Source organism: Streptomyces tanashiensis (assembly GCF_014648895.1).
GTDB lineage: Bacteria > Actinomycetota > Actinomycetes > Streptomycetales > Streptomycetaceae > Streptomyces > Streptomyces tanashiensis.
This window is the reverse complement of the sequence record NZ_BMRZ01000002.1, coordinates 405028-431233: the sequence shown is the minus strand read 5'-3', so window position 1 is coordinate 431233 and position 26206 is coordinate 405028. Positions and strand designations below refer to the sequence as shown.

Sequence of the window (26206 nt, the reverse complement as noted above, 5' to 3'; positions counted from 1 at the left end):
GGCATCGACGGCACTCCCTTCAGGAGGCGCCATGACCGAACCCGAGGATCCGCTCGGCTACTGGACGGGTCGGCTGCTCCGGATGGGCGTCGGCATCTTGCCCGAGGACGCCCGGAGTTTCGTGCACGACCTGTACGCGAAGGCCCAGGCCGACCTCGACGCCGAGCGTGCGGAGGCCGACTTCGAGCGAGAGGAGTGAACCCGGGGAGAGCCGTCGTGGACCTGGGAAGGAGCGGGGTTCCACATGACCGGAGCGGAAACGTGGGGCGATGACGTCTACCAGCCCGACGGCAGCGAGGTCCAGGACGACGTGGGTGTCCTGGACTACGAGGACACCCTCGAGGGACCGCTCGGCGACCCGCTCGACGAAGGGTACTCACCACCGGAACGGCCCCTCGGGGCCGAGCACACGGGAGTGACCGCCGCCGAACGGCAGCGCGGCGAGACCCTCGACGAGCGCCTGGCGGAGGAGGAGCCCGAGCTTCCTTCCCTCGACGGCGACGGCGACGGCCTCGGCGACTCGACGGACACCGACGGGGAACTCCTGGACGACCAGGTCGGCAGCCGGCGCGCGGGCCGCCTGATGTCCGAGGACGAGGGCACGCGCTCCATCACCTCGGAACTGAACGCCCGCGACCTCGGCCTCGACGGCGGTGCCGCGTCCGCCGAGGAAGCCGCGATGCACATCGTCGACGAGGAGTGACCGGACGACTCGCCAAAAGGCGTCGAGTCCGCCGAACTCCACCGGGGTGAGCGCCGGATCGGCTGTGGCGGGACGGCCAAGGGCCGGGTCCCTTCAGCCCGCCCCCGGACCACGGACCGCCAGGAGCGCCGCGCCGAAGTCCGCCGCCGTACGCGGATCGGAGAGGGAGCGGCCCGTCAGTTCCTCCACGCGGCGCAGGCGGTAGCGGACGGTGTTGGGGTGGACGAACAGGGTCCGAGCCGCGTCGCCCGCCGATCCGGCGGCGGCGAACCAGTGCTCCAGCGTGCGCAGCAGCCGGGATCGCTCCGCGGCCGGAAGGTCGAGCACGGGCCGGAGGGCCACCTCCATCAGGTGCGCGGCCTCGGCCGGAGCCGCGGCGACGACCATGGCCAGCGGGTTGTCGTCGAAGCGGGCCACGCCCGGGCCCGCGCCTTCGAGGCCGGCCAGGGCGAGACGGGCGAAACGCAGCGCCTGAGGCGTGTCCCGCAGGGAGTGGAAGCGCGGACTGAAGCCCACACGGGCGCGCGTCCGCCGGAGGATGCGCAGGCAGGTGGTCTCCGCCGCATCCGTGGGCAGGGCGATCAGAGCGAGCTGCTGGTCCGGCAGGAGCCTCCAGGCGGAGGGCAGGTTCGCCTGGCGCAGCGCCGCCTCCGCTCCCGTGAGCGGCTCCTCGCCGGGAGTGCCGGCCTTCGCCGCCGCGACGGCGTACGGCCCGTGCTCCGGCAGTTCCAGTTCGCGGGCGGCCTCCCACAGCGTGCGGTCGGTGACGATGCCGGTGAACACCGCCTCCACCAGGGCGGAACGGCGTGCCTGTCCCTGCGAGGTGAGTTCGGCGGCCGCCTCCCGGTATGCCACGGCCACCGATTCCGCGTACAGACCGGACAACGCCCAGAACTCCGTCGACTCCGACAGCAGGAGATCGACCGACACCTCGGGACGGGTGCGGGCCTCGGTGAGGATCTCCGTCCAGAGGAACTGCGAGCCGATCCGGTACGCGTGCAAGGTGTCCGCCAGCGGAACCCCCTGCTCCGCGCGGAGCCGCCCGGTCTCGCGGGCCGAACTCGCGTCCGGAGTGCCGCCGATGCGGAGGTGGGCGAGGATCAGGCCCGCGTTGGCGGTGCAGGAGCGGCGCAGCGAATCCAGAGGGATCAACGCCTCGGCCTCGTACGCCTCGACGTCCGCACGGATACGCAGCGCCATCCGCTCGCCCAGTTCCGGAAGCCTCTCCTGAAGCGCCGCCGCCACACCCGAAAGGATCATCCGCGCAGCTTATCCACGCCGGATTGTCCTCAGCGACAATCCGACGGGTCCTGTGTTGTCCCACCGGCCATAGGCCCGGGCGGCACACGGCTGCAAGATGTCGGCGATGTAAACATTCGATGATGCCGTGTAACGGAGGCGGGTCATGGCCAATCTGGCAGGGTTCCTCGTGGAGACGGCGGGGCGGCAGCCCGAGCGCCCCGCGCTGCGCTTGGGGGAGCGGGTCATCAGCTACGCGGAGCTGGACGAACACAGCGCCCGCGCCGCCGCCCTGCTCAGGGCCGAGGGCGTCCGTCCCGGGGACCGGGTCGCGCTGATGCTGCCGAACGTTCCCGAGTTCGTCGTGCTGTACTACGGCGTCCTGAGGGCCGGGGCGGTCGTCGTCCCGATGAACCCGCTCCTGAAGACGCGGGAGACGGAGTTCCACCTCGCCGACTCCGGCGCTGTGCGGCTCTTCGAGTGGCACCAGGCGCCCGGCGAGGGCGCTCAGGGGGCCGCCGCCGCGGGAGTGCGCCACACGGCCGTCGAACCCGCCGCGTTCGCGGCCGCGCTGGCCGGCCACGAGCCGCTGCCGGAGGTCGCGGACACGGACGGCGAGGACATGGCGGTCCTGCTGTACACCTCCGGCACCACAGGCCGTCCCAAGGGCGCCGTCCTCTCTCATGCCGGGCTGCGGCACAACACCGAGGTCAACAGCGTCCACATCCAGGAGATGACGCCGGACGACGTGGTGGTGGGCTGCCTCCCGCTGTTCCACATCTTCGGCCAGATCTGCACCATGAGCGCGGCCGTCCGCAGCGGCGCCTCGCTCGTCCTCGTCCCGCGCTTCGACCCGAAGACCGTCCTGGACGCCATCGCGCGTGAGCGGGCCACCGTCTTCGAGGGCGTCCCCACCATGTACGCGGCGCTCCTGCAGTCCCCCTCGGACGCGGACGTGTCGACGCTGCGGATGTGCATCTCGGGCGGCGCCTCGCTGCCGGTGGAGATCCTGCACGGTTTCGAGCGGCGCTTCGGCTGTCCGGTCCTGGAGGGTTTCGGCATGTCCGAGACCAGCCCGGTGGTCACGTTCAACCACCCCGACCGGCCCCGCAAGGCCGGCTCCATCGGCACCCCCATCCGCGACGTCGAGGTGCGGCTCCTCGACGAGAAGGGCCAGGACGTGGCCCCCGGAGAGATCGGCGAACTGTCCGTCCGGGGGCCCAATGTGATGAAGGGCTACTGGAACCGCCCCGAGGAGACGGAGGCGGCGATCCCCGACGGCTGGCTGCGCAGCGGCGACCTCGCCCGGGCGGACGAGGACGGCTACCTCTACGTCGTCGACCGGAAGAAGGACATGATCATCCGCGGCGGCTACAACGTCTACCCGCGCGAGATCGAGGAAGTCCTCCACGAGCACCCGGCCGTCGCCCTCGCCGCCGTCGTCGGATTCCCGCATCCCGAACTGGGTGAGGAGGTCGCGGCCGCGATCGTGCTGCGCCCGTCGGCCGGAGCGACCCCCGAGGAGCTGCGGGAGTACGTCAAGGACCGCGTGGCGGCCTACAAGTACCCGCGCAGGGTGTGGCTCGTGGACCAGCTGCCGCTGGGGCCGAGCGGCAAGATCCTCAAGAGGGAGATCACCGTGCCGGCGGTCGATCAGTAGGCGGTCGCCCTGTTCTCCTCCGCCCAGAGCCGTTCCGTCTCGGAGCCGCCGGGCGGAGGGACGAGGCCGTTGATCATCCAGAGCTCCTCGCTCGTCTCGTCGACGTGGAACTCCCAGTGGAGTCCGGCGTGCCGTTCGAGGTGGGGCTGGAGCATGTCCTTGATCCAGCGGGCGGTCCTCCGCCTGCTGTCCTGGTCCGGGTTGCGCCGGGCGATGTGGTCGATGGTGATGCGGACTCCGACCGGGGCGGGCTCCCCACCGACGTAGAAGTCCTCCGGCGGCGTCTCGTGGAAGAGGGTGACCACGTAGAACCGGGGCAGGCCGACCTTCTCGTAGTGGTCCGCGACGGACGCGGCGAGCCGGTGCTTCTCGTCGGCGGAGAAGATGCCGGGCGTGTGGTGAAAGGTCCACAGGGGCATGGCGGTGGGTCGCTCCTTCGGTGAGGTTCGAGGAATCGCGGGGGTGGGCTCAGCCGGCGGCCGAGAAGGCCAGGTGCTCGACGGGCCCGGAGAGCGCGGACTTGACGGTGACGCTGACGTCGTCGGCGAGCACCTCCGCGTCGCCGGCCTCCAGGCCGTCGACGATCCGTGCGGCCACGTCGGCGGGCTTCGCCTTGCTCCGGTCGAGGGCGGAGACCATGTCGGTGTCGATGAATCCGGCGTGCACGCCGACGACGTGGGTGTGCTGAGGCGCGAGTTCCAGCCGGAGCGAGTTCGTGACGGACCAGGCCGCCGCCTTGGAGGCCCCGTACGCCCCGCTGCCCGCGAGCCATGACAGGACGGAGTGCATGTTCACCAGCGCTCCGCCGCCGTTCGCGGCGAGGACCGGGGCGAACGCCCGCGCCACCCGCAAGGGCCCGAGGACGTTGACGTCGAAGGTCTCGCTCACCTGCTCCAGGTCGCCGGTGAGCAGGGGCGAGGGCAGCAGGACCCCGGCGTTGTTGAACACGATCTCGGCGTCCGTCGCGAGCTCCGCGAGGGCGGCGACCGACACGGCCGAGCGGACCTCCAGCGCGACGGTCACCACGTTCGGCCGGTCGTCGGCGTACTCCGAGCGCGCGGTGGAGTACACCTTGCGCGCGCCGCGTGCCAGCACCTCGTCCACCAGGGCGGCGCCGAGGCCCCGCCGTCCGCCGGTCACCACGACCACCTTGCCCGCCACCGTAACCACAGCACACTCCCGATCTGGATAACGACTTCGTTAGTCAGATGCAAGCACGCCGGGGCTGGGTAACGCAAGCATTAGTTACAATGGGAGGGTGACGATGAGGTTCGAGAAGCGATTGAGCGACCGGGACGCGTGGTCGATCGGCGACGGGTGCTCGGCCGGCCGGGTGCTCGACCTGCTGAGCACCCGGACGGTCTTCATGGTCGTGCGGGAGTGCTTCTACGGCACGACCAGGTTCGAGGACTTCGCGACGAGGATCGGCACGTCCGCGCCCTCGGTCTCCCGCGCGCTCAAGCAGCTGGAGGCGGCCGGGGTCGTGGTGCGCACGCCCTACCAGGAGCCGGGGAAGCGGGCCCGTGACGAGTACCGGCTGACCCGGGCCGGCGAGGACCTGCTGCCGGTCTTCCTGTCACTGGTCCGGTGGGGCGACACGTACCTCCAGGACGGCCGCCCGCCCCTGGACTTCGTCGAGGCCGACAGCGGCCGCCCGCTGAGTGTCCGCGTGACCGCGGACACGGCACCGGATCCGTCCTCCGACGACATCGAGATCCGCCTGCACCCCGACTGGCGCCGCGACTGACCCTCGCGTGCGGGGAGGCGTACGCGGCTCAGTCCGCCCGCTTCCTGCCGTGGAGGTGGAGCGAGCGCAGGGCCGCTTCGAGGGCGAACCGGTGGTCGGGATCGAGGAGCCGGTCGCCGAAGTGGTTGTCCAGGTTCCTTAGGCGGTAGCGCACGGTCTGGGCGTGGACGCCCAGCATCTCGCCGACCTGTTCGGCGGGGGCCCGGGTGGAGATGTGGACGCGCAGGGTCTCGATCAGCCGCTCGCGCCGGGTGCCGGACAGCTCGTCGAGCGGGGCCAGTTCGCGTGCGGCGAGGTGAGCCGTGAGGGCCGGATCGGACAATAACCACAACGTTGTCAGATGCTCCTCGCTGTGCACGAGGGGTGCGTCCGGCACGATGCCGTCGTCGATGAGCTGCAGGACGCGCCGCGCCCAGCGGATGGAGTGCGCGGCCTGCACGGGCGGCACGGTCAGGCCGACGACGGCGCGGGTGCCGGCCAGGGCGGAGTCGAGCATCGCGAGCCGCTGCGGAGTGAGGGGGCCGGGGATGAGCAGGTGCGGCTGGGGGAGGGTGAGGTCGGCCAGGACGTCCCGGTCGAGACCGGCCTGGATGAGCTCGGCGACCGGAGGACGGAGTGCCACCAGCGTGCATGCGGCGGGGAGCTGCCAGGAGGCCTCCTGGCAGAGCTCGGCGATCGTCGCCCGGGGCAGTGGCGGCCCCGCGACGACGAGGTGGAGTAACTGGCGTCTCCGCGCCGCCACGTCGGACACCGCACGGGCCTGGGCCATCACGTAGCCCTCGCGGGACAGGGCTTCGAGCTCCTCGACATAGGCGAAGAGGGCGTCCGCGAAGGCCAGGATCAGGGTGGGTGAGAGGTTGTAGGTGCGGCCGATGCTCTTGGCCCGGCGCAGCGCGATGCGTGCCCCGAGGCGGTAGGCGCCCTGGAGGCATTCGAGGTCACGTCCCTCGTAGGCCTCCACGCGGCCGAACTTGCGCAGGAGTTCGTCCCGGAGGGCCGACTTCGTCCCCGGGGCGGCGACCCGTTCCACGAAGGCCGCCAGGGCCTGTTCCACGCCCTGGCGGATGGCGTCCGAGTGCGGTCCGTTGAAGAGGTGGGCGTACACGGGATAGGTCCGCTGGACCTCCATGCCGATCTCTTTGATGAGGCCCGGGATCTCCGGCCTCATCAGGTCGGCGAACTCCCTGGGGAGCGGGTCGAGCGGCTCGCCGATGTTCGGGGACTGTGCGATTGCGGGCATGGACCGATCCCTTGCTCTCCTGCGCGACCGGTGGGGAGCGGCGGTGCGGCGTCCTCCTCGGGAGGCGGACGCCGCCGTGGCCGTCAGGTGCGTACCAACGGGGACTGCTGAAGCTAAATCAACTGCTGTGTGCTGTACACAACTTGCGCAAGAGTTGGTGGTCCGGAGGCCCGTGAGCCGCCGGAACAGGCCGGGAATCGCCCCTGGGTGGCCGTTACTTGACGGCCGAGTGCCAGTTCTGGGAGAGCACCTTTCCGGCGTCGGGTGCGACGACTCCGGGGGCGTAGAGACCGGTCAGATAGGTCTGGGTGTTGTTGAGCGTGAGGCTGTTGCGGCCGGCGGCGGAGGGCAGCCCCGTCTTGAGGTTGACCGCGCCGTTGACCAGGCCGAGTCCCAGGCCGCAGCCGCTGGCGCCGGGGACGGCGAAGGTGGTGTCGACCTGGGTGGAGCCGAGGAGGTTGAGGCGGCTCATGTCGCCTTCCTCGTTCGGGGAGCCGTCGCCGTTGGAGCGCTCGACGGCGAAGTCGGGCGCGGTCTTGTTGCTGGGGCGCAGGATGATCGGGTTGGACTTGCTGCCGATGTAGCAGTTGCTGCCGAGGAACGGGTTCTCCAGGTGGATGCGGACCGGGATGGCCACGATCGGCATGTCCGTGAGGACGCCCGCGATCTGGTCGAAGTCCGACGGCGTGCCCACCGACTCCATGGTGGCGGTGATCTTGTTGAGTTTGGCGTCGGACAGCTGCCGGCAGATGTCGGTGATGAACGGGATGTCGCTCGGACACATCAGCCCGAGCAGGCCGCCGGGGACGGTGGCGGAGTCGGCGATGATCGAGCCGGCGGGCGGGGCGACGACGGAGCTGGTGCCGTCGGCGTTCTGGATCACGCCGATCTGGAGGTTCGTCCTCCCGGTGACGACGGTCGTGTTCCCGAGCTTGATGGAGCCGGAGACCGAGCTGGAGGAGACGCATTGCGGCGACTGGTCGAGGCCGTCGGTGGCGAGCATCGCCGGCGCGTCGACGGGACAGCGGTCGAACGGCGCCCAGCTGCCGTTCAGCTGGGGGGAGGACGCGGTCGCCGTGCCGATGGAGGCGAAGGCGCCGAGCGCGGTCAGCGCGGAGAGGGTGGCGAGTCTCGTACGGGAGGAGACGAGGGACATGGCGGATGCCTTCCGTCGGGAGAGGGGGGGTGGGGCGGTTCAGCGTGCGGGCTTGGGGACCACGAGGGGCTGGCGGTCCTCGGTGCACTGGTCCGGCGGGGGCGTCTCGACGCCCACGGAGCAGGTCTGGCCCTGGATCTGCTTGATGTGGTTGCCGGGGCCCGAGATGGAGGCGGTGAGGAGCCGGTCGAGGTTCTCGCCGCCGGCGCCGCAGCCCTTGAAGGCGGGGATCGTCACCTCACCGGTGAGCGGGCCGCCACTGGTGAGGAGGTAGCCGGTGGCGTCGGTGCCGTTGAGGAGCTGTCCCTTGCCCAGGAGGACCAGGTGGTCTCCGGGGTACTTGGCGGGGGTGGGCTCCGGGGAGCTGAGCGGCTTCTCCGTACGGCAGGAGGGGCCGACGTCCAGCCGGGTGCCGTTGACCTCGACATCGAGGACGCGCAGGACGAGGGGGACCCGGATGTAGGTCTCGGCGAGGTTGTCGGGGAAGACCAGGAGGACGTCCGACGTGACGGTCATGGGGCCCGCCTGCTCCAGGACCAGGGTCGCCGTCGTCGGGGCGAAGCCGAACGTCAGGAAGGTGGCCTTGAAGGGCGGGGTCTGCCGGCGTCCCCCGTGCGAGAGAGCGCCGGTCGACGTCTGGAACAGGTGCATGCTGCCGTCCGGCAGGACCACGAACTCCGGCTGTCCCTGCTCGATCAGGACGCAGGACACCGGGATGACGTTGGCGCCGTTCAGCTTGCGCACGTTGGAGTAGCCGGTGATGTACGCCGACAGCGACGTCGGGGTCGGCTTCTCGGTCACGCAGGGCGGCGCGGCCGGCCGGGCCGCCGGAGCACCGGGCTCGTCGGCCGCGGTCAGGCCCCGGTCCTTCCGCGCTCCGGACCCGGGCACGGTCGGGACCTCGCCCGTGCCGCGCGTGGTCCCCGTCCTCGGAGGGGCGTTGAGCCCCGTCGGGAGCGGCGGCCGGGGGACGTGCGGGCCGGGTGAGGGGGACTCGGGCGTGGCCGACGACGAGGGCGGTCCGCTCGGCTCCGGGGAGGGTGTGCCGCTGCCGACCGGAACCGTGGCGAGCAGCGTACGGTCCCCCGCGTTCTGGCCGGGGACGCAGCTGACGGAGAGGGACGCGGGGGTGGTCGGCGCGCCGTCGGCGGTGCTCGGGGCGAGGTCGACGGCGAGGCCCTCGGCGGTGAGCGTCAGGTCGCCGGCGGCGTCCGTCGTCAGGGTCGGGACGTCGCCGCTCGTGGTGAGGGTGAGCGGGCCTTCGGCGGGTACGCCGAGCGGTTGTGCCGTGCCGCGCCACGAGGCCTCCGTGCGCTGCCCGTTCTGGCCCGCGCCGACGGTGAGCAGGGTCTCCGCCCGTACCGTGGAGGCCTTGAGCGCGGTGAGGTCGGCCACGGCCGCGGCCGGGAGCTCCACCGTCGTGGTGACGTCGGTGGGCCGGATCTCCTCGCCGGGGACCGCCCGTTCGGGGAAGGCGGCCGTGATCCGTACCGTCGCGGGCTGCTGTCCCGAGGGCAGCGTGCAGACATAGGGCAGCGAGGCGTCGACCTTCAGTGTTCCCACGGCGACCGCCGCCGCCGGGAGCAGGGGTGCGAGCGCCACGAACGCGGCGATCGTCGCGCCGCGCACGCGGGCGCGGGAGGATCGAGGGGTGGGCCCGGGGCCTCTCATCTGTTGCTCCGCTCGGGTCGTTCGTGCGCCGGCGAGGGAAGGGGGCCGGCGAAGGACGCGGACAGGCCGCGTCCGCCCGGCCGGGGTCGCCGGCCGGGCGGACGCGGGTCCTGCGTCCTTACGGGTTGGAACCGACGATCGTCGGGATGACCGTGCCGGACTTGACGAGGTAGGTGCCCTTGAACGTCGGCTTGGCGCCGACCGGGACGGCGGAGCCGCAGTTGGTCGACGAGACGACGGTGAGCTCGCCCGCGACGCTGTTGACGGCCAGCGCGCCCGTCGAGTTGGTGTACGTGCCGGAGGCCTTGCCCGTCACGCGGAAGACACAGGCGCCGACGGTCACCTTGGCGTCGACGTTGCCGACGTAGCCCTTGGTGACGCCGGTCGCCGCGGTGTAGTCCTGCGCCACCACGGTCCACGGCGTGGTCGCGACCGTGCTCACGTTGCCGAGGACGCTGGTGCAGGGCGCGCCCGTGGCACCGAACGCGATGGCGCTGATGGAGGCGACCGTGGCGGGGTTGCCGGTGGCGCTCGCCATCGTGCCCGAGGCCGTCGACTTCGTACACGTCATGGCGATGCCGTTGACGCTGAGGACGACGTTCCCGCTGTTGGCCGCAGTGAAGCCGGCCGGGGTGGGGTTGACGGTCCACACCGTCGAGGGCACCGCCGAGGCGGGCGCCGCCGCGAGGGCGAACGCGGCCGAGGCGGCTCCGGCGACGACGGCGAGCTTTCTGATGGGCTTGTTCATGGCTCTGGGACTCTCCTTGGGGATTGACCGGCAGAGGGGTGGCCGCGGTGGGGGTCGAGCGGCCGGCGGCCCGTCATTTCTCGGCCGCGAAACCAGACGTTACTTGCGGGAAACTTAGCTGAACAATGGCGGAGTCCAAGATTCTTTGGAGATCTCGCATTGCCTGTCAAGTGGGTGAGCGATGGCGAGAATCCTCTTGGTTCCGGGGTGCGTAATGTCGACAATTCTGATCGATCGGCCGAGGTTGAGAGGAGGGTCGGTATTCGGACTCCTGGGCCGCCCCGGCAAGGCCGGTATTTGCTCCGGCGGTGACAAGGGGCGCGGCGGAACTATCTCCTGCCTGATAAATGCCTCGGTGTTTGATTCCGCACCCGGAAAACTCGGAATCGGCTATTGCCGCGAGAGGTTACTCGGCCGTAGCGTTCCCGGGGCGGCGCACCGTCGCAGGTCGGCGCAGCTCTGTGTCTCCACGGAGACAAGTGCCGATCCCGACCTTGTCTCCGCGGTGACAAATACGGGAGCGGATCAAGAAAAGTGGCACCCGCCTATTGTCCGGATGATCCGGACCGACTTACCGTGCGCCCGCAGCGCACACCCGACACACGCTTGCTGGAGGTGGGATGGGAATCGAAGTAGTCGTTGAGGGGCTGACCATGTCCTTTGGCAAGCAGAACATCTGGCAGGACGTGTCGCTGACCCTGCCGGCCGGAGAGGTCAGCGTCATGCTCGGCCCTTCCGGAACCGGGAAGACGGTCTTCCTGAAATCGCTCATCGGACTGCTGAAGCCCCAGCAGGGCCGTGTCCTCATCAACGGGGTCGACATGGTCCGCAGCCCCGAACGTGACATCTACGAGACCCGGAAACTCTTCGGCCTCATGTTCCAGGACGGCGCCCTCTTCGGCTCCATGAGCCTCTTCGACAACATCGCCTTCCCGCTGCGCGAGCACACCCGCAAGCGGGAGTCCGAGATCCGGCGCATCGTCATGGAGCGGATCGAACTCGTCGGCCTGCTGGGTGCCGAGGACAAGCTGCCGGGCGAGATCAGCGGAGGCATGCGCAAACGCGCCGGACTGGCCCGCGCGCTCGTGCTCGACCCGCAGATCGTCCTGTGCGACGAACCGGACTCCGGGCTCGACCCCGTCCGCACCGCCTACCTGTCCCAGCTGCTGATCGACCTCAACGCGCGGATCGACGCGACGATGCTGATCGTCACCCACAACCTCGACATCGCCGCCACCGTCCCCGACAACATGGGCATGTTCTTCCGGCGCAGGCTCGTCACCTTCGGCCCCCGCGAGGTGCTCCTCACCAGCGACGAACCGGTCGTGACCCAGTTCCTCGCCGGCCGCCGCGAAGGCCCCATCGGCATGTCCGAGGAGAAGGACGCAGCACTGCTCGCCGCCGAAGCAGTCTCCCCCGCCGACCGGTCCACGGAACCCCGCGTCATCGTCCCGCAGCTGGAACCCTCACCCGGCCTGCCGCCCCGCGCCGCCGTCACACGGCGACGGGAACGCGTCCTCGGCATGCTCGACCAGCTGCCCCCCGCAGCCCGCGCCGCCATCCGCGACACCTACGCGCGAAGCGCCGCGGCGCCCACCCTGACCATGCCGGCCACCGGGAGCGGCTCGTGATCACCGGCGCGCTGCGGCAGACCGGCCGCCTCTTCGCCCTCGCCGCCGAGGTGAGCCGGGCCGTCTTCCGGCGACCCTTCCAGTTCCGGGAGTTCATCGAGCAGTTCTGGTTCGTCGCGAGCGTCACCATCCTGCCCGCCGCGCTCGTCTCCATCCCGTTCGGCGCCGTCATCGCCCTCCAGGTCGGCTCGCTCACCCAGCAGCTCGGAGCCCAGTCGTTCACCGGCGGTGCCAGCGTCCTCGCCGTCATCCAGCAGGCCAGCCCGCTCATCGTGGCCCTCCTGATCGCCGGCGCCGGCGGCTCCGCCATCTGCGCCGACCTCGGCTCCCGCAAGATCCGGGAAGAGCTCGACGCGATGGAGGTCATGGGCGTCTCGCCCGTACAGCGACTGGTCGTCCCGCGCGTCCTCGCCACCATGGCGGTCGCCGTGCTCCTCAACGGCATGGTCTCCGTCGTCGGCACGCTCGGCGGCTACTTCTTCAACATCGTCCTCCAGGGCGGCACCCCCGGCGCCTACCTCTCCAGCTTCTCCGCCCTCGCCCAGCTGCCCGACCTCTACATCAGCGAACTGAAGGCCCTGATCTTCGGGTTCATCGCCGGCATCGTCGCCGCCTACCGGGGACTCAACCCCCGCGGCGGACCCAAGGGGGTCGGCGACGCCGTCAACCAGTCCGTCGTCATCACCTTCATGCTGCTGTTCTTCGTGAACATGGTGCTGACGGGCATCTACCTGCAGATCGTCCCGCCGAAGGGAGGCTGAGACCGATGGCCTCCCCGTTCGTGTGGCTCGACCGGTCCGGCGACCAGCTCCTGTTCTACGTCCGAGCCCTCCTCTGGATCCCCCGCACGCTGCGCCGCTACCTCAAGGAGGTGCAACGGCTGCTCGCCGAGGTCGCCTTCGGCTCCGGCGGCCTCGGCGTCATCGGCGGCACCATCGGCGTCATGATCGCGATGACGCTGTTCACCGGAACCGTCGTCGGCCTCCAGGGCTACGCGGCCCTGGAACAGATCGGCACCGCCGCCTTCACCGGCTTCGTCTCCGCCTACTTCAACACCCGCGAGATCGCCCCGCTCGTCGCCGGACTCGCCCTGTCCGCGACCGTCGGCGCCGGATTCACCGCCCAGCTCGGCGCCATGCGCATCAACGAAGAGGTCGACGCCCTCGAAGGCATGGGCATCCGCTCCATGCCCTACCTGGTCACCACCCGGATCATCGCGGGCGTCGTCGCCATCGTCCCGCTCTACGCGATCGGCCTGCTCTCCTCCTACCTGGCCTCGCGCTACGTCACGGTCCTCTTCAACGGCCAGTCGCAGGGCACCTACGACCACTACTTCAACCTCTTCCTGTCACCGACGGACGTCCTCCTCTCGGTGCTGAAAGTGCTGATCTTCAGCGTGATGGTGATCATCGCCCACTGCTACTACGGCTTCCGCGCCTCCGGCGGCCCCGCCGGCGTCGGCATCGCCGTCGGCCGCTCCGTACGCAACGCCATCGTGCTGATCAGCGTCACCGACTTCTTCCTGTCGCTGGCCCTCTGGGGCGCGACCACGACCGTGAAGGTGGCGGGGTGAGATGAGCGACTCACGTGCCGAGACCCTCCGCCGCCGGTTCGCCGGCGTCGTCTTCCTGCTGGTGCCCGTCCTGCTCGCCTCGCTCGCGGTCGCCGTCTACGACAAACGCTTCACCGACACCGACCCGATCGTCGTCGAGACCGGCAGCGTCGGCAACGAGATGCACCTCGGCGCCGAGGTGAAGCTGCGCGGCGTCGTCATCGGCGAGGTCCGCGCCATCGACGCCACCGAAGGCGGAGCCCGGCTCACCCTCGCCATGCGGCCCGGAACCCTGCGCCACGTCCCCGCCGACGTCCGCGCGCAGATGCTGCCCACGACGCTCTTCGGCGAGCGGTTCGTGGCCCTCGTGCCGCCGGCGAACGCCTCCACGCGGCCGCTCGGCCCCGGAGACGTCATCCCCGAGGACCGCTCCAGCAACGCCGTCGAACTCCAGCAGGTCCTCGACAACGTCCTGCCCCTGCTCACCGCGGTCCAGCCGCAGAAACTGTCGGCGACGCTGTCCGCCGTCTCCCGGGCCCTGGAGGGGCGCGGCGACAAGCTCGGCGAGACCCTCGCCGAACTCGACGCCCATCTGCGCGAGTTCAACCCCCACCTGCCCGCCCTCACCCGCGATCTGAAAGAACTCGTGAAGGTCAGCCACCTCTACGCGGACGCCGCCCCGGACATCGTCACCGCGCTCACCGACTTCACCACCACCAGCGGCACCCTCGCCGCGAAGGAGGACGAACTCGCCGGCACCCTCGGCGCCACCACCCGGACGGCGCAGGACCTGACCGCCTTCCTGCGGCAGAACAAGAACAACATCATCCGGCTCAGCGCCACCAGCAGGCCCACCCTGCGACTCCTCGCCGAGTACTCCCCGTCCTTCCCCTGCACCCTGCGCACCCTCGCCCAGTTCGTACCCGCGATGGACAAGGCACTCGGCAAGGGAACCGACCAGCCGGGACTGCACGTCGAGGTGACCACCGTCCCCTCCCGCGGTGCCTACGTCCCCGGCCGTGACACACCCTCGTACGGCTCCGGCGGCGGCCCGCACTGCTACCCCGTGCCCTACCTCGGCGTTCCGGCCGCACCCGCCGCACGGGCGTCCGCCGCCGCCGACCAGAACCTCGGACCCGCCAACTCCCCGCAGGAGAACGACCTCGTCAACGAACTGCTCGCACCCGCGGCGAAGAAGCGGCCCGGCGACCTGCCGGACTGGAGCAGCCTCCTCGCCGGCCCCGCCTTCCGCGGAGCGGAGGTGACGCTCCGATGACGACGAGGCCCACCCACACGCGACGCCGCGGTCTGACCGGGACCGTCCTGAAGTCCCTCGCGTTCGTCCTGGTCACGGCGCTGGCCACCACCGTCCTCGGCTTCAGCATCGCCAACACCGGTGTCGGCTCCGCCACCCGCTCGTACAAGGCGCTGTTCACCGACGTCACCGGGCTCGTCAAGGGCGACTCCGTGCGCATCGCCGGAGTGAAGGTGGGCGAGGTGACCGACGTCCGCGTCGTCGAACGGCGCACCGCCCAGGTCACCTTCTCGGTCCGCGAGGACCGCTCCCTGCCCCGGTCGGCGACCGCCGCCGTGAAGTACCTCAACATGGTCGGGCAGCGATACGTCTCCCTCGGCCGGGGAACCGGCGACCTCACCGGCACCCTGGACGCCGGGGACACCATCCCCCTCGACCGCACCACCCCCGCGCTCGACCTGACCCTGCTGTTCAACGGATTCAAGCCACTCTTCGAGGGCCTCTCACCCGCGGACGTCAACGATCTCGCCGGCTCGCTCGTGCAGGTCCTCCAGGGCGAGAGCGGCACCGTCGACAGCCTCCTCCGGCACATCGGCTCCCTCACCAGGACGGTGGCGGCCAAGGACAAGGTCATCGGCGAGGTCGTCACCCACCTCAACACCGTCCTGACCACCCTCAACACCCGCGAGGCCGCCTTCGGGGACCTCGTCGTCACCCTCCAGAAGCTCGTCACCGGCTTCAACACCGACCGCAAGCCCCTCGGCGAGGCGGTCAAGGCCATCGGCGACCTCACCACGACGACCGCCGGACTCCTCCAGGAGGGGCGTGCCCCCCTCAAGAAGGACATCCGCGAACTCGGCCGGCTCTCGGGCACCCTCGGCGACCACACCCCGGACATCGAGGCCTTCCTCGCCCGCACCCCCGGCAAGATGTCGGCCCTCGCCCGGCTGTCCTCGTACGGATCGTGGTTCAACCTCTACCTCTGCGAGGCGCGCGTGAGCGGCGTGGGAACCTCCGACGGCTCCAAGCCTCCGACCGGCATCGCCGTGACCGAGACGAGGTGCCGCGGATGAGCCCGCGCGGCCGGCTCAAGCCGGTCAAGGAACGCAACCCCGTCGCCGTGGCCCTCGTCGGACTCCTGGTCCTCGCCCTCCTGGCCGTCCTCGCGTACAACGTGGAACGGCTCCCCCTCGTCGGCGGCGACACCGCCTACAGCGCCGACTTCACCGAGGCCGCCGGACTCGACGCCGGCGACGAGGTCCGCATCGCCGGCGTCAAGGTCGGCAAGGTCACCGAGGTCGCCCTCGACGGACCCAAGGTCAAGGTGACGTTCGAGATCGGCGACGCCTGGATCGGCGACCGGTCGACCGCCGCCATCGCCATCAAGACCCTCCTGGGCGAGAAGTACCTGGCGCTCGACCCGCTGGGCTCCGCCCCGCAGGACCCCGGCACCCGCATCCCCCGGTCCCGCACCACGTCCCCGTACGACGTGACTCAGGCCTTCCAGGACCTCAGCGGCACCGTCGACGCCATCGACACCGAGAAGCTGGAGGAGAGCTTCCGGACCATCTCCGACACCTTCAAGAACTCGCCGCCGCACGTACGCAACGCCGCCACCGGCCTCTCCGAACTGTCGAAGTCCGTCTCCAAGCGCGACACCCAGCTCGCCCGGCTCCTGGAGAACAGCAAGAAGTTCACCAAGACCCTGGACGACAAGAAGTCCAGCTTCGAGATCCTCATCGAGGACGGCGGATCGCTGCTCGGCGAGCTCAAGAAGCGCCGCGATGCCATCCGCGCCCTGCTCAAGGGAAGCCGCGACCTGGGCACCGAGCTCAGCGGCCTCGTCGGCGACAACAACAAGCAGCTCGGCCCCACCCTCAAGGCCCTCAGCCGCGTCACCGGCGTCCTGGAGAAGAACAGCGGCCAGCTCGACAAGACGCTCGCGCTCATCGGCCCGTACTACCGGCTCGTCGGCAACACCCTCGGCAGCGGCCGCTGGTTCGACAGCTACCTGTGCGGTGTGGTGCCCCGCACCTATCTGCCCGAGACCTCGCAGCCCAGGACCGGATGCCTGCCGCCGAAACAGACGGCGACGGCCAAGGGGAGCGGTGAACGATGACCAAGCCCAGAAAGCCCCTCGTCGCCGGCCTCGCCCTCGCGGTGCTCGCCGCCTGCGGCCTCGTCGCCGTCCGCGTCCTCGACGACGACGGCATCCGCGTCACCGCCTACTTCGACCGGGCCGTCGGCATCTACGCCGGATCCGACCTGCGCGTCCTCGGCGTCCGGGTGGGAGAGGTGGAATCCGTGGAGCCGCAGGGCACCCGGGTCCGCGTCGAACTCCGGCTCGACGGAGGAGTACGCGTCCCCGCCGACGCACGCGCCCTCGTCGTCGCCCCGAGCATCGTCGCCGACCGGTACGTCCAGCTCACCCCCGCCTACAGCACCGGCCCCGCCCTCTCGGACGGCGCCCAGCTGCCCGCCGCCCGCAACCGCACCCCCGTCGAGATCGACCAGCTCTACGACTCGATCACCGAACTGAGCGACGCCCTCGGCCCCGACGGCGCCAACTCCACCGGAGCCCTCTCCGAACTCCTGGACACCGGAGCGAAGAACCTCAAGGGCAACGGCACGGCCATCGGCACCTCCATCGAACAGTTCGGCAAGGCCGCCAAGACCCTCGACGGCAGCAGCGAGAACCTGTTCACCACCCTCAGCCAGCTCCAGACCTTCACCACCATGCTCAAGAAGAAGGACGGCGACGTCCGCACCGCGCAGGAACGCCTGGACGAGGTCGTCGGCTACTTCGCCGAGAACAAGGACGACCTCGCCGGCGCCCTCAAGGAACTCGGCAAGGCCCTCGCCCAGGTCAAGACGTTCATCAAGGACAACCGCGGCGAGCTGAAGAAGAACATCGACCGGCTCGTCCCCCTCACCCAGACCCTCGTCGACCAGCGGGCCTCCCTCGCGGAGGCACTCGACGTCGCCCCGCTCGCCGCGAGCAACGTCGTCAACGCCTACAACAAGGACACCCGCACCCTCGACGGCCGCGCCAACCTCAACGAGATCAGCATGGGCGGACCCCTCCTCCCGCTGCCCGTGACCGGCGCCTCCTCCGGCACCGGAACCCCGGGGACGGGCAGCCCCTCGACGCGCACCGGAGAGGGGGAGCGGTGAGACGAGACACCCTGCCCTCCCGCAAGGCCGTCGGGGCCGGAGCCGCCGGAGCCGTCGCGCTCGGCCTCGGACTCGCCGTCGTCCTCGGCGCGATCCCCGCCCACCCCGTCCGCTTCGACGGCATCGAGGACCTCCCGCTGCCCGGCGGCGCCGACCTCGGCTCCCACCCCTACACGGTCACCGCCGAGCTCGACGACGTACTGAGCCTCGTGCCGCAGTCCGCGGTCAAGGTCAACGACGTCGCCGTCGGCCGCGTGACCGCCATCGAACTGGGGACCGGCACCTGGTCCGCCCGCGTCACCCTGAAGATCAACGGCGACGTCCGGCTCCCCGCCGACGCCGGGGCACGCCTGGAACAGTCGAGCCTCCTCGGCGAGAAGTACATCCAGCTCGTCGCCCCGCAGAAGAACAGCGGCGGACACCTCACCGACGGCAGCGTCATCCCGCTCGCACGCACCGGCCGCAACACAGAGGTCGAGGAGGTGTTCGGCGCACTGTCCCTGCTGCTCAACGGCGGCGGAGTCAACCAGCTCAAGACCATCACCCGGGAACTCAACGCCGCCCTCGGCGGACGCGAGCCGGAGGTCCGCTCGATGCTGAACCGCGTGAACACCCTGGTGACGAACCTCGACGCGCACCGCGGCGACATCACCCGCGCCCTCGACGGCGTCAACCGCCTCTCCGCCACCCTCGCCGGCCGCAAGAAGGACGTCGACACCGTCCTCACCGGACTCTCACCCGGCCTCAAGACGCTGGAGAACCAGCGAGGCTCCCTGCTGACGATGCTGCGCGCCCTGGACACCCTCTCCGGAGTCGCCGTCAGCACCATCGACGCGAGCAAGAAGGACATGATCGCCGACCTCAAGGCCCTCGCGCCGACCTTGACGGCCCTCGCGGACGCCGGTGCCGACCTCCCCGAATCGCTCCAGGTGCTCCTCACGTATCCCTTCACCGACGAGGTGATGCGCGGCATCAAGGGCGACTACCTCAACACCTATCTGCACCTCGCCGCCGCCCCGGGCACCCAGGTGATCCCGCCCCTGATCCCCAAGGCGGACCCCACCCCGAGCCCCTCCCCGTCGTCTCCGGGCTCCACCGCCCGCGGACGAGCGGGAGCGAACGGCGCCCCCTCGGCACTCCCGCTGCCCCCCGTCTCGACGGGCACCCCACCGGCACCCGCCACCACACCCAAGGACGGAGGCGAGAAGCGGTGATCACCCGCACCGTACGGCTCAAGAACCTCGCGTTCCTCGTCATCGCCGTACTCGTCCTCGGCTTCGTCGGCGTCCGCTACGCCGACCTCGGCCGCTACGCCGGAGTCGCCGACCACTACACCGTCCGCGTCCACCTCGCCCGCACGGGAGGCCTGTTCACCCACTCCGACGTCACCTACCGGGGCGTCTCCGTCGGCCGCGTCGGAGCCATCGACCTCACCGCCGACGGCGTCGTGGCCGAACTGCGCATCAAGAAGTCCGCGCCACGGATCCCCGCCGACGCGCGCGCCGTCGTCGCCGGACTCTCCGCCGTCGGCGAGCAGTACATCGACCTCCGCCCCGAGAGCGACGGCGGCCCCTTCCTCGCCGACGGCGCCCGCATCGAACAGACCGACACCGACGTGCCGGCCCCCGTCACCGACGTGCTCGCGAGCATGAACGACCTCACCCGCTCCGTACCCCTCGACTCCCTGCGCACGGTCGTCGACGAACTCGGCAAGGCCTTCGAAGGACACGGCGACGACCTCCAGGTCCTCCTCGACAACGGCAGCCGATTCGTCCAGGCCGCCGACCGGTCCCTGCCGGCCACCACACGGCTCATCGACGACGGCGAGGTCGTCCTGCGCACCCAGGCCGACGAGAGCCGCGCCATCCGCGACTTCGCCACCGGCGCCCGCGACCTCGCCGCCACCCTCAAGGGCTCCGACGCCGACCTGCGGCGCCTCCTGGCCGTCACGCCCGACGCGACCGGCCAGGTCAGCGGCCTGCTGCGCGACCTCGACCCGAGCCTCGGCGTCGTCCTCGCCAACCTCCTCACCACCTCGGAGATCGCCGTCACCCGCCAGCGCGGCACGGAGGAACTCCTCGTGAAGTTCCCGGCGGCCGTCTCGGCGGGAGCCACCACCGTCGACGGAGGACACGTGAACTTCGGCATGGCCGTCACCTTCTTCAAGCCGCTGCCCTGCACCTCCGGATACGGCGGTACGCGCTACCGCAACGGACTGGACCTGGGGACCGCGCCCGCCCTCAACTCCGGCGCCTCCTGCACCTCCCCGGCCTCCACCGGGGTCAACGTGCGCGGCTCGGCCCACGCCCCCGGGACCCGCGCCGTGCCCACCCCGGCCCGACCCGGCTCCCTCCCCTCCGGCAGCACGCGCACCACGACCGGCACGCAGCAGAGCCTGCCCGGTGCGCTCGCCCTGCCCGGCGAGGCGGGCGGCCCGACGGACATGGCCGGTCTCCTCCTTGTGAACACCGGGGGCAGCCGATGAAGCGCGCCCAGGCCCTGGGCGTCGCCGCCCTCGTCGTCGCCCTCGGCTTCTGCGGGACCGGAGCCTGGACCTACGCCCAGGCCCGCACCGACGAGGAGCTCGCCTTCGGCCGGGAACGCGACACCGCGCTCGCCGAGGGCCGGAACCGCATCACCGTCCTGAACACGCTCGACGCCTCGACCCGCGAACGCGCCGCTGCGGGCATCCGGGCCTGGCGCGACGCCTCCACCGGACCGCTCCGCACCGAACTCGGCCGCACCGAAGCCACGGTGGGCGCCTCGGCACGCGCCACGGTCACCGAGGCGGCGCTCACCGCGCTCGACGTGCGAGCCGGTACGGCGAAGCTCATCGCGACGGTTCGCGTCGACGTCACCCCGCGCGGAGCCGCCACCGCCACCACCGACCGCAAACGCCTGGAGGCCGTCCTGACGCGCACCGGCGAGAACACGTGGCGGGTCGCGGCACTGAGCGCGGTGCCCGTGGCAGGAGCGGAAAAGGGCGAGGAGGGCGGGGACGAGTGACGCGACTGCTGCGGAAGACGACCGGCGCGGACGCCGGGACCGACGAGGAGGCGCCGGACGCGGTCGGGGACGACCGGCAGCCGGAAGCGCCCCAGGCCACGGAGAAGGACGACAAGGCGGCCGCGAACAAGGACGAAGCCGCAGACGGGTCTGGCGAGGACGGAGACGGGACCGGCTCCGCGGACCGAGACGGGACCGGCCCCGCGGTCAGCACCCGCCGCTTCACCCCCGCGTGGCGCAAGAGCGCCCTCGCCGTCGTCCTCATCGTCCTCCTCCTCGGCGGGGGCTGGTTCTTCCACACCGCCCACCAGCTCCGTTCGACCCCGTCGGCGCGCAACCAGGCCCTCACCGACACCGGGAGCACCACCCGCGTCAGCGGTGATGTCGCCGAAGGCCTGGCCCGGGTCTTCTCGTACACGCCGGCCGAGACCGACGCCGCCGAACGGTCCGCCCGCACCGTCCTGTCGGGGCGCGCGGCCCGCCAGTACAGCGACCTGCTCGCCCAGGTCCGCGCGAACCTGGTCGAGCAGCGCATCACCCTGTCCACCCAGGCCGTCCGTACCGGCGTCATCGAACTCGACGGGGACAGCGCGCGGCTCCTCGTGTTCCTCGACCAGACCTCACGGCGGGACAAGGCGGCCGCCTCGACGGCCGCGGCACAGCTCACCGTCACCGCGAAGTACCAGGGCGACCGGTGGCTGATCGTCGACATCAAGGCCCGCTGACGATGAGCGGGAGACGGGAGAACCCCATGACACGCCAGGTCCGCGCCTCGGCGGGCAACCGGCCGGCCCTGGCCGTGGCCCTCGTGCTCACTCTGGTCGCGGGGGGATTCGCGGCCTGGGAAGGCCGGAGCTGGTACGCCGCGGCCCACGACGACTCCGCGGCGTACGCGGCGCAGCGCGACCGGGCCCTCGCGGCGGGGGAGCAGGCCGTGCAGAACCTGAACACGCTCGACCACCGGCGCGTGGACCAGGGGCTCGACCTCTGGGAGACCTCGACGACGGGCGAGCTGCACGAGCAACTGGTCGACGGACGCACGGAGTTCACAAGTCAGGTGAAGACGGCGAAGACGGTGACCACGGCCCGGGTGCTGTCCGGCGCGGTCACCGAACTCGACGACCGGGCGGGGCGGGCCCGCCTGCTCGTCGCGCTGCGCATCACCGTCACGACGCCCGACAGCAAGAGCACGGAGAAGGACAGCCGGATGCTGGGCGAACTCACGCGCACCGACGGCCAGTGGAAGCTCAGCGCTCTGGGGCAGGCCCCCGTGGGCGGCACGGCGACCGGTTGACCGGACCGTCCCGCCCACGAGAGCCGCCAGCACCCGAAAGGACACGCACGATGCCGACGCCCCGCCACCACCTCAACCGCCAGCGCCGCCGCCAGGCCCTCGCCGACCAGCCGGCCCCCGCGCCGAGGACCCACTCGCCCGTCGGTCTCCTGTCCGAGCCCGACTCGGCGCCAGGGCGGCGAACGGCGGCGAAGCCCGTACGAGAGGCAAGGGGAGCGGCGAAGGAGGACACCGCGGGCGGCGCACGCGCGGAGGAGACCGTGGCCCCCGCTCGTCCGGAGACGGACAGGGCGGGGCGCCGTCACCTCGCACCCCTGGTGATCCTCTGCCTGCTGACCCTTCTCCTCGGCGGATTCGCGGGGTGGGCGCACAGCAGGGCGGGAGAACTGAGGGACGACCCCGCGCGCGGCAACACGGCCCTGACCGACCTCGCCCGCACCAGCGAGATCAAGGGACAGACCGCGGCGGCCGTCGCCGCACTCTTCTCGTACGACCACGCCGACACCGGCCCCTTCGAACGCGCCGGAAAGACCCTCCTCACCGGCAGGGCCGTGGAGCAGCACCGGACGCTGTTCTCCGGGGTGCTGTCCCAGGCCGCACGGCAGAAGACGGTGATCACCACGACCGTCACCGACAGCGCGGTCGAGCGGATCGACGGCGACCGCGCCAGGGTCCTGGTGTACGCCGACCAGAGCAGCGTGAGCACGGCCGGGAACGGCAAGGCCGGCGGGGGGAAGCAGAAGCCGAAGACGCAGGATCAGGGCGTCTACGCGGGAGCCATGTTCGCCCTGGACGTCGTGCGCCGCGACGGCCGCTGGCTCGTCGAGAACATCGACACCTTCGGCCGCTGATCCCCCCTCAGGGCACGGCGCGGACGACGACGAGGGAGCCCCGGTAGGTCGCCTGGGCGCGCAGATGACCGAATCGGGCGTCCCAGGCGCCGGAGACCAGGTCGTGGCGGAGTGTCCGGTCGAAACGCTCCCGGGTCCGGTCGTCGACGAAGCTCCAGGCGGAGCAGGCCTGGCGGGCGGCGGGAACGAGCAGCAGCTCGGGGCGGCCGTAGTACGCCTCGTTGAAGCCGTCGGTGCAGTCGAGCGGGATCGGTACGGCCGCGACCGTCGCCGTGCCGCCCAGGGCGGCGGCGATCTCGGCGACGGGCGGGAACCGGCGGGCTTCCGTGTCGAGGACCTCCGGGGCGTACGCGTACAGCCAGAAGTCCCGCACGAGCGCGGGGTCGCAGGTCAGGACGGTCACCGGGCCGCGCGTCACACGGCGCATCTCCCGCAGGCCGGCGGTGACGTCGCTCCACTGGTGCACGCTGAACAGGGTCATCGCCGCGTCGAACGCGCCGTCGGCGAAGGGAAGATCCTCGGACGGTCCGACGGCGGTCACCGCACCGACGACGTTCTCGTACGAACCGGCGCCCGCACCCACGTGGAGGACCGACCGCGCTTCACCGAGGGACCCGGCGATGAAGCGGGCGATGCGCTCGTCGGGCCGGCGGAAGAAGGCGTCGCCGGTGCTGGTCGCGCCGTGGTCGACGTCACCGGCGCTGCCGTCGTGCGTACGGGTCGTCACTTGCCTTACCTCGCCTCGTGAGCAGGAACAGCGGTGGCGATCGGAGGCCCCCGCGGAGCCGCCCTCGCTCGGCGCCGCCGCGTCGGCGGGCACGTCTTCATCCTGCATTTGCGGTGCCGAGTTCCGCAATAACCTCATGAATACTTGGTGGATCAGCCAGATCGAGTGGCATATGTGATGCGCCGATTTGGAGGTGCGGACAGGGAATCGGCCCGGTCGTGCGCGAGCGAAGCCCGTGCGGGTGTAGCGGCCGCGCGCGCGTGGGGGCCCCTGCGCACCGAACACCGCGAGCGGTGCGCAGGGCCCTCCTGTCCGGCTGTCCCGCCGCGGCGAGAGCCACTCCTCCGCGTCGGCCGGTGCGGTCAGTCAAGCAGTCTCCGGCCGCAGGGGGCCATTGGACGCAGACACAGAAAGGGGATGCCTATGGGCGGGGCGTTCACAGTGGATCATCCAAGAGGGCAAGGGCCCTCCGAGGGGCACATCTGCGAGCTGAGGCTGCGACGGTGTCTCGCTCCCGCGGATCACCTAGGTGACTCCGCCCTCGGTCGGAGGCGCAGTCCGAGAGCCGAGGGAGGAGGGCGGCGCGGGAGACGCTCCTGGAATCCGCCAGGGCAATGCGCCCATTCGGCTGGTGGGTGCGACGCGCGTCCGGAAAGGAATTTCCGCCTCCGGTAGCGTCGGCCGTAGTGCGGGTCACAGAAGTGACGACTGCTCTTTTTCGGCTATGTGAGGCGTGTTCCATGACTCTGTCCATTCGCAACCAGCTCCCCGGTACCGTCACCGCCGTCACCACGGGCGAGGCCATGGCGTCCGTGAAGGTGCGCCTGGACGGCGGTCAGGACATCACCGCAGCCATCACCGCCGACGCCGTCAAGGACCTGGGCCTGGCGGAGGGTTCCGCGGTCAAGGCCCTGGTGAAGTCCACCGAGGTCGCCCTCGCGACCGGCCCCGTCCAGGGCATCTCCATCCGCAACCAGCTCGCCGGCTCCGTCACCGAGGTGTCGACCGGTGGCGCCATGGGCTCGGTCAAGGTCTCCGTCGCGGGCGGGGAGTTGACCGCCGCGATCACCAAGGACGCCGTCGAGGACCTGGGCCTGGCCGCGGGCACCTCCGTCGTCGCCCTGATCAAGTCGACCGAGATCTCCCTGGCCGCCGCCTGACCGGACGTTCCGCACACGAGGGTCGCGGCCCGCTCGGGCGACGCGGCCCTCGCGTGTATCCACGCGCCCCGCGCGGGCTCACAGGCGGCCCGCACCGCGTGTGAACCGACCGCCGTGCTCCGGACATCCGGCCGGAGACGACCCGAAACACCGCCACCCGACAGTGAGGCAATGCCTCCCGCGCCCCACACAGCCATGGCCACACCCCTGTGCGCATCCACCGCATCGCCGCCTCACCGGCCCGTGACCTGGGAGGAAGCCCGCGTACGGGCCCACAGCGCCGCCCGGGCCATGGCCGTGCGACAGGTCGCGCCGGCGGACGCCGTCGGCCTCACCCTCGCCGAGGACCTGCGCACCCGCCACCCGCTTCCCGCCTTCGACACGGCGGCCATGGACGGCTTCGCCGTGGCCGGCCCGGGGCCGTGGCGCCTCCGGGGGACCGCCCGCGCGGGCCGGGCGTGGCCGGGTGCGCTCCGGCCGGGCGACTGCGTCGAGATCTCCACCGGCGCACGCGTCCCGCCCGGCGCCTCCGGGGTGCTCCCGCTGGAGCGGGCCGCGCGCACGGACGACCGGGTGACCGGACCGGTGCCCTCGCCCGGCCGGCACATCCGGCGGACGGGAGAGGACGCGGAGGCGGGTGACTGCCTGGCCCCCACGGGGACCCGGATCGGACCGGCGCTCATCGGGCTGGCCGCCACCGGCGCACACGACACCGTCGCCGTACGGCCGCGACCACGCGTCGCCGTGCTCGTCACGGGAGACGAACTGGACCGGGCCGGAACCCCCGCCCCGGGGCGCGTACGGGACGCCCTCGGGCCGCTTCTCCCCGCTCTGGTCGCCGAACTCGGAGGCGAGACGGTCGCGTTGCGTCACGTGCCGGACGCCCCCGACCGGCTGGCCGGGGAGTTCCGGCGTATCGGGAACGCCGACATCGTCGTCGTCACCGGATCGACCTCGGTCGGCCGCACCGACCAGCTGCGCCGGCTGCTCGCCGACAGCGCCGCCCGCAGGGAGGTCGACACCGTCGCCTGCCGGCCGGGTCACCCCATGCTCCTCGCGGAACTGCCCACCGCGCGCTGGGTGGTGGGGCTCCCCGGGAATCCGTACGCGGCCCTCGTCGCGGCCCGGACCCTCCTGGGTCCGCTGATGGCGGGCCTGTCGGGACGTCCGCTCGCCCGTCTTCCCCTGATGCCCGTGCGCGGGCGGGCGAAGGCGATGCCGGGGCACACCCGGCTGGTGCCCGTCGCGTGGTCCGGCGGCGAGTGCGGCATCGTCGCCGGTCATCGCGCCGCGTTCCTGCGCGGGGCGGCCGTGGGTGACGCGCTCGCCGCGCTCCCTCCGGACTGGGCCGACGGCGACCCTGCACCGCTCCTCCTTCCGGGAGCGTGAGTA

General features: G+C 71.4%; 27 protein-coding genes. 19 read left to right on the top strand and 8 right to left on the bottom strand.

The annotated features are described in order from the left end of the window. Positions 1–31: 31 nt before the first annotated feature. Positions 32–199 carry a hypothetical protein gene (locus IE237_RS07540; RefSeq protein ID WP_189801666.1) on the top strand — a complete coding sequence of 56 codons (168 nt, stop codon included), beginning with the start codon at positions 32–34 and terminating at the stop codon, positions 197–199. 45 nt (positions 200–244) lie between these two features. Continuing rightward, a complete protein-coding gene (locus IE237_RS07535) occupies positions 245–703 on the top strand; it encodes a DUF5709 domain-containing protein (protein WP_189801017.1) in 459 nt (152 codons plus the stop codon). A 93-nt stretch (positions 704–796) separates the two neighbouring features. Here IE237_RS07535 and IE237_RS07530 read toward each other — a convergent pair whose 3' ends face one another. After that, positions 797–1963 (bottom strand): PucR family transcriptional regulator, encoded by a 1167-nt coding sequence (locus tag IE237_RS07530; RefSeq protein ID WP_229842413.1) that lies wholly within the window; start codon positions 1961–1963, stop codon positions 797–799. A gap of 145 nt (positions 1964–2108) precedes the next feature. Between IE237_RS07530 and IE237_RS07525 the strand changes: the two genes are divergently transcribed. Beyond that, the gene (locus tag IE237_RS07525) at positions 2109–3602 is read left to right on the top strand and encodes a long-chain-fatty-acid--CoA ligase (protein ID WP_189801016.1); all 1494 of its coding nucleotides are present in this window, start codon (positions 2109–2111) and stop codon (positions 3600–3602) included. On the opposite strand, the gene IE237_RS07520 is transcribed toward IE237_RS07525, so the two are convergent. After that, positions 3596–4021 carry a tautomerase family protein gene (locus IE237_RS07520; protein ID WP_189801015.1) on the bottom strand — a complete coding sequence of 142 codons (426 nt, stop codon included), beginning with the start codon at positions 4019–4021 and terminating at the stop codon, positions 3596–3598. The two genes, IE237_RS07525 and IE237_RS07520, sit on opposite strands and share 7 nt — an antisense overlap. Positions 4022–4070: 49 nt before the next feature. Continuing rightward, positions 4071–4772, bottom strand: coding sequence for an SDR family oxidoreductase (locus IE237_RS07515; RefSeq protein ID WP_189801014.1), 702 nt, complete (start codon positions 4770–4772; stop codon positions 4071–4073). Positions 4773–4866: 94 nt separating this feature from the next. Between IE237_RS07515 and IE237_RS07510 the strand changes: the two genes are divergently transcribed. Next, a complete protein-coding gene (locus tag IE237_RS07510; RefSeq protein WP_189801602.1) occupies positions 4867–5349 on the top strand; it encodes a winged helix-turn-helix transcriptional regulator in 483 nt (160 codons plus the stop codon). Between the two features lie 28 nt (positions 5350–5377). Here IE237_RS07510 and IE237_RS07505 read toward each other — a convergent pair whose 3' ends face one another. The 4 genes from IE237_RS07505 to IE237_RS07490 form a co-directional block, all read right to left on the bottom strand. Then, positions 5378–6589: a PucR family transcriptional regulator gene (locus tag IE237_RS07505; RefSeq protein ID WP_189801013.1), complete on the bottom strand. Its 1212-nt coding sequence runs from the start codon at positions 6587–6589 to the stop codon at positions 5378–5380. A 214-nt stretch (positions 6590–6803) separates the two neighbouring features. Further along, the gene (locus tag IE237_RS07500; RefSeq protein WP_189801012.1) at positions 6804–7745 is read right to left on the bottom strand and encodes a hypothetical protein; all 942 of its coding nucleotides are present in this window, start codon (positions 7743–7745) and stop codon (positions 6804–6806) included. A 39-nt stretch (positions 7746–7784) separates the two neighbouring features. Next, positions 7785–9374 carry a DUF6801 domain-containing protein gene (locus IE237_RS07495; protein ID WP_368858563.1) on the bottom strand — a complete coding sequence of 530 codons (1590 nt, stop codon included), beginning with the start codon at positions 9372–9374 and terminating at the stop codon, positions 7785–7787. 160 nt (positions 9375–9534) lie between these two features. Continuing rightward, on the bottom strand, positions 9535–10164 hold the full coding sequence (locus tag IE237_RS07490; protein WP_189801010.1) for a hypothetical protein: 630 nt from the start codon (positions 10162–10164) through the stop codon (positions 9535–9537). A gap of 620 nt (positions 10165–10784) precedes the next feature. On the opposite strand from IE237_RS07490, the gene IE237_RS07485 reads away from it, so the two are divergent. From IE237_RS07485 to IE237_RS07425, 13 genes are read left to right on the top strand one after another with little or no spacing between them, the layout of a single operon-like run. Further along, positions 10785–11795, top strand: coding sequence for an ABC transporter ATP-binding protein (locus IE237_RS07485; protein ID WP_189801009.1), 1011 nt, complete (start codon positions 10785–10787; stop codon positions 11793–11795). Next, positions 11792–12556: an MlaE family ABC transporter permease gene (locus tag IE237_RS07480; protein ID WP_030212814.1), complete on the top strand. Its 765-nt coding sequence runs from the start codon at positions 11792–11794 to the stop codon at positions 12554–12556. The genes IE237_RS07485 and IE237_RS07480 overlap by 4 nt, the downstream gene beginning before the upstream one ends. Positions 12557–12561: 5 nt before the next feature. Continuing rightward, a complete protein-coding gene (locus IE237_RS07475) occupies positions 12562–13368 on the top strand; it encodes an MlaE family ABC transporter permease (protein WP_189801008.1) in 807 nt (268 codons plus the stop codon). Position 13369: 1 nt separating this feature from the next. Next, positions 13370–14623: an MCE family protein gene (locus IE237_RS07470; RefSeq protein WP_189801007.1), complete on the top strand. Its 1254-nt coding sequence runs from the start codon at positions 13370–13372 to the stop codon at positions 14621–14623. Next, positions 14620–15675, top strand: coding sequence for an MCE family protein (locus IE237_RS07465; protein WP_189801006.1), 1056 nt, complete (start codon positions 14620–14622; stop codon positions 15673–15675). The genes IE237_RS07470 and IE237_RS07465 overlap by 4 nt, the downstream gene beginning before the upstream one ends. Beyond that, the gene (locus IE237_RS07460) at positions 15672–16721 is read left to right on the top strand and encodes an MCE family protein (protein WP_189801005.1); all 1050 of its coding nucleotides are present in this window, start codon (positions 15672–15674) and stop codon (positions 16719–16721) included. Before IE237_RS07465 ends, IE237_RS07460 begins: the two co-directional genes overlap by 4 nt. Continuing rightward, entirely contained in the window at positions 16718–17776 is a 1059-nt protein-coding gene (locus tag IE237_RS07455) for an MCE family protein (protein WP_189801004.1), read from the top strand. Before IE237_RS07460 ends, IE237_RS07455 begins: the two co-directional genes overlap by 4 nt. Beyond that, positions 17773–18990 (top strand): MCE family protein, encoded by a 1218-nt coding sequence (locus IE237_RS07450; protein ID WP_189801003.1) that lies wholly within the window; start codon positions 17773–17775, stop codon positions 18988–18990. Before IE237_RS07455 ends, IE237_RS07450 begins: the two co-directional genes overlap by 4 nt. Then, complete coding sequence (locus IE237_RS07445; protein WP_189801002.1) at positions 18987–20261, top strand: MCE family protein; 1275 nt, start codon at positions 18987–18989, stop codon at positions 20259–20261. The genes IE237_RS07450 and IE237_RS07445 overlap by 4 nt, the downstream gene beginning before the upstream one ends. After that, positions 20258–20782 (top strand): hypothetical protein, encoded by a 525-nt coding sequence (locus tag IE237_RS07440; protein WP_189801001.1) that lies wholly within the window; start codon positions 20258–20260, stop codon positions 20780–20782. The genes IE237_RS07445 and IE237_RS07440 overlap by 4 nt, the downstream gene beginning before the upstream one ends. Further along, positions 20779–21507 carry a hypothetical protein gene (locus tag IE237_RS07435; protein ID WP_189801000.1) on the top strand — a complete coding sequence of 243 codons (729 nt, stop codon included), beginning with the start codon at positions 20779–20781 and terminating at the stop codon, positions 21505–21507. The genes IE237_RS07440 and IE237_RS07435 overlap by 4 nt, the downstream gene beginning before the upstream one ends. Positions 21508–21533: 26 nt before the next feature. Beyond that, complete coding sequence (locus IE237_RS07430) at positions 21534–22076, top strand: Rv1363c family protein (protein WP_189800999.1); 543 nt, start codon at positions 21534–21536, stop codon at positions 22074–22076. A gap of 50 nt (positions 22077–22126) precedes the next feature. Further along, positions 22127–22927, top strand: coding sequence for a hypothetical protein (locus tag IE237_RS07425; RefSeq protein ID WP_189800998.1), 801 nt, complete (start codon positions 22127–22129; stop codon positions 22925–22927). A gap of 7 nt (positions 22928–22934) precedes the next feature. On the opposite strand, the gene IE237_RS07420 is transcribed toward IE237_RS07425, so the two are convergent. Beyond that, positions 22935–23654, bottom strand: a complete 720-nt coding sequence (locus IE237_RS07420) for a methyltransferase domain-containing protein (RefSeq protein WP_229842411.1) — start codon at positions 23652–23654, stop codon at positions 22935–22937. A 740-nt stretch (positions 23655–24394) separates the two neighbouring features. Here IE237_RS07420 and IE237_RS07415 point away from each other — a divergent pair. Next, complete coding sequence (locus IE237_RS07415; protein ID WP_189800996.1) at positions 24395–24814, top strand: TOBE domain-containing protein; 420 nt, start codon at positions 24395–24397, stop codon at positions 24812–24814. A 243-nt stretch (positions 24815–25057) separates the two neighbouring features. After that, positions 25058–26203 carry a molybdopterin molybdotransferase MoeA gene (locus tag IE237_RS07410; RefSeq protein ID WP_189800995.1) on the top strand — a complete coding sequence of 382 codons (1146 nt, stop codon included), beginning with the start codon at positions 25058–25060 and terminating at the stop codon, positions 26201–26203. Positions 26204–26206: the final 3 nt, after the last annotated feature.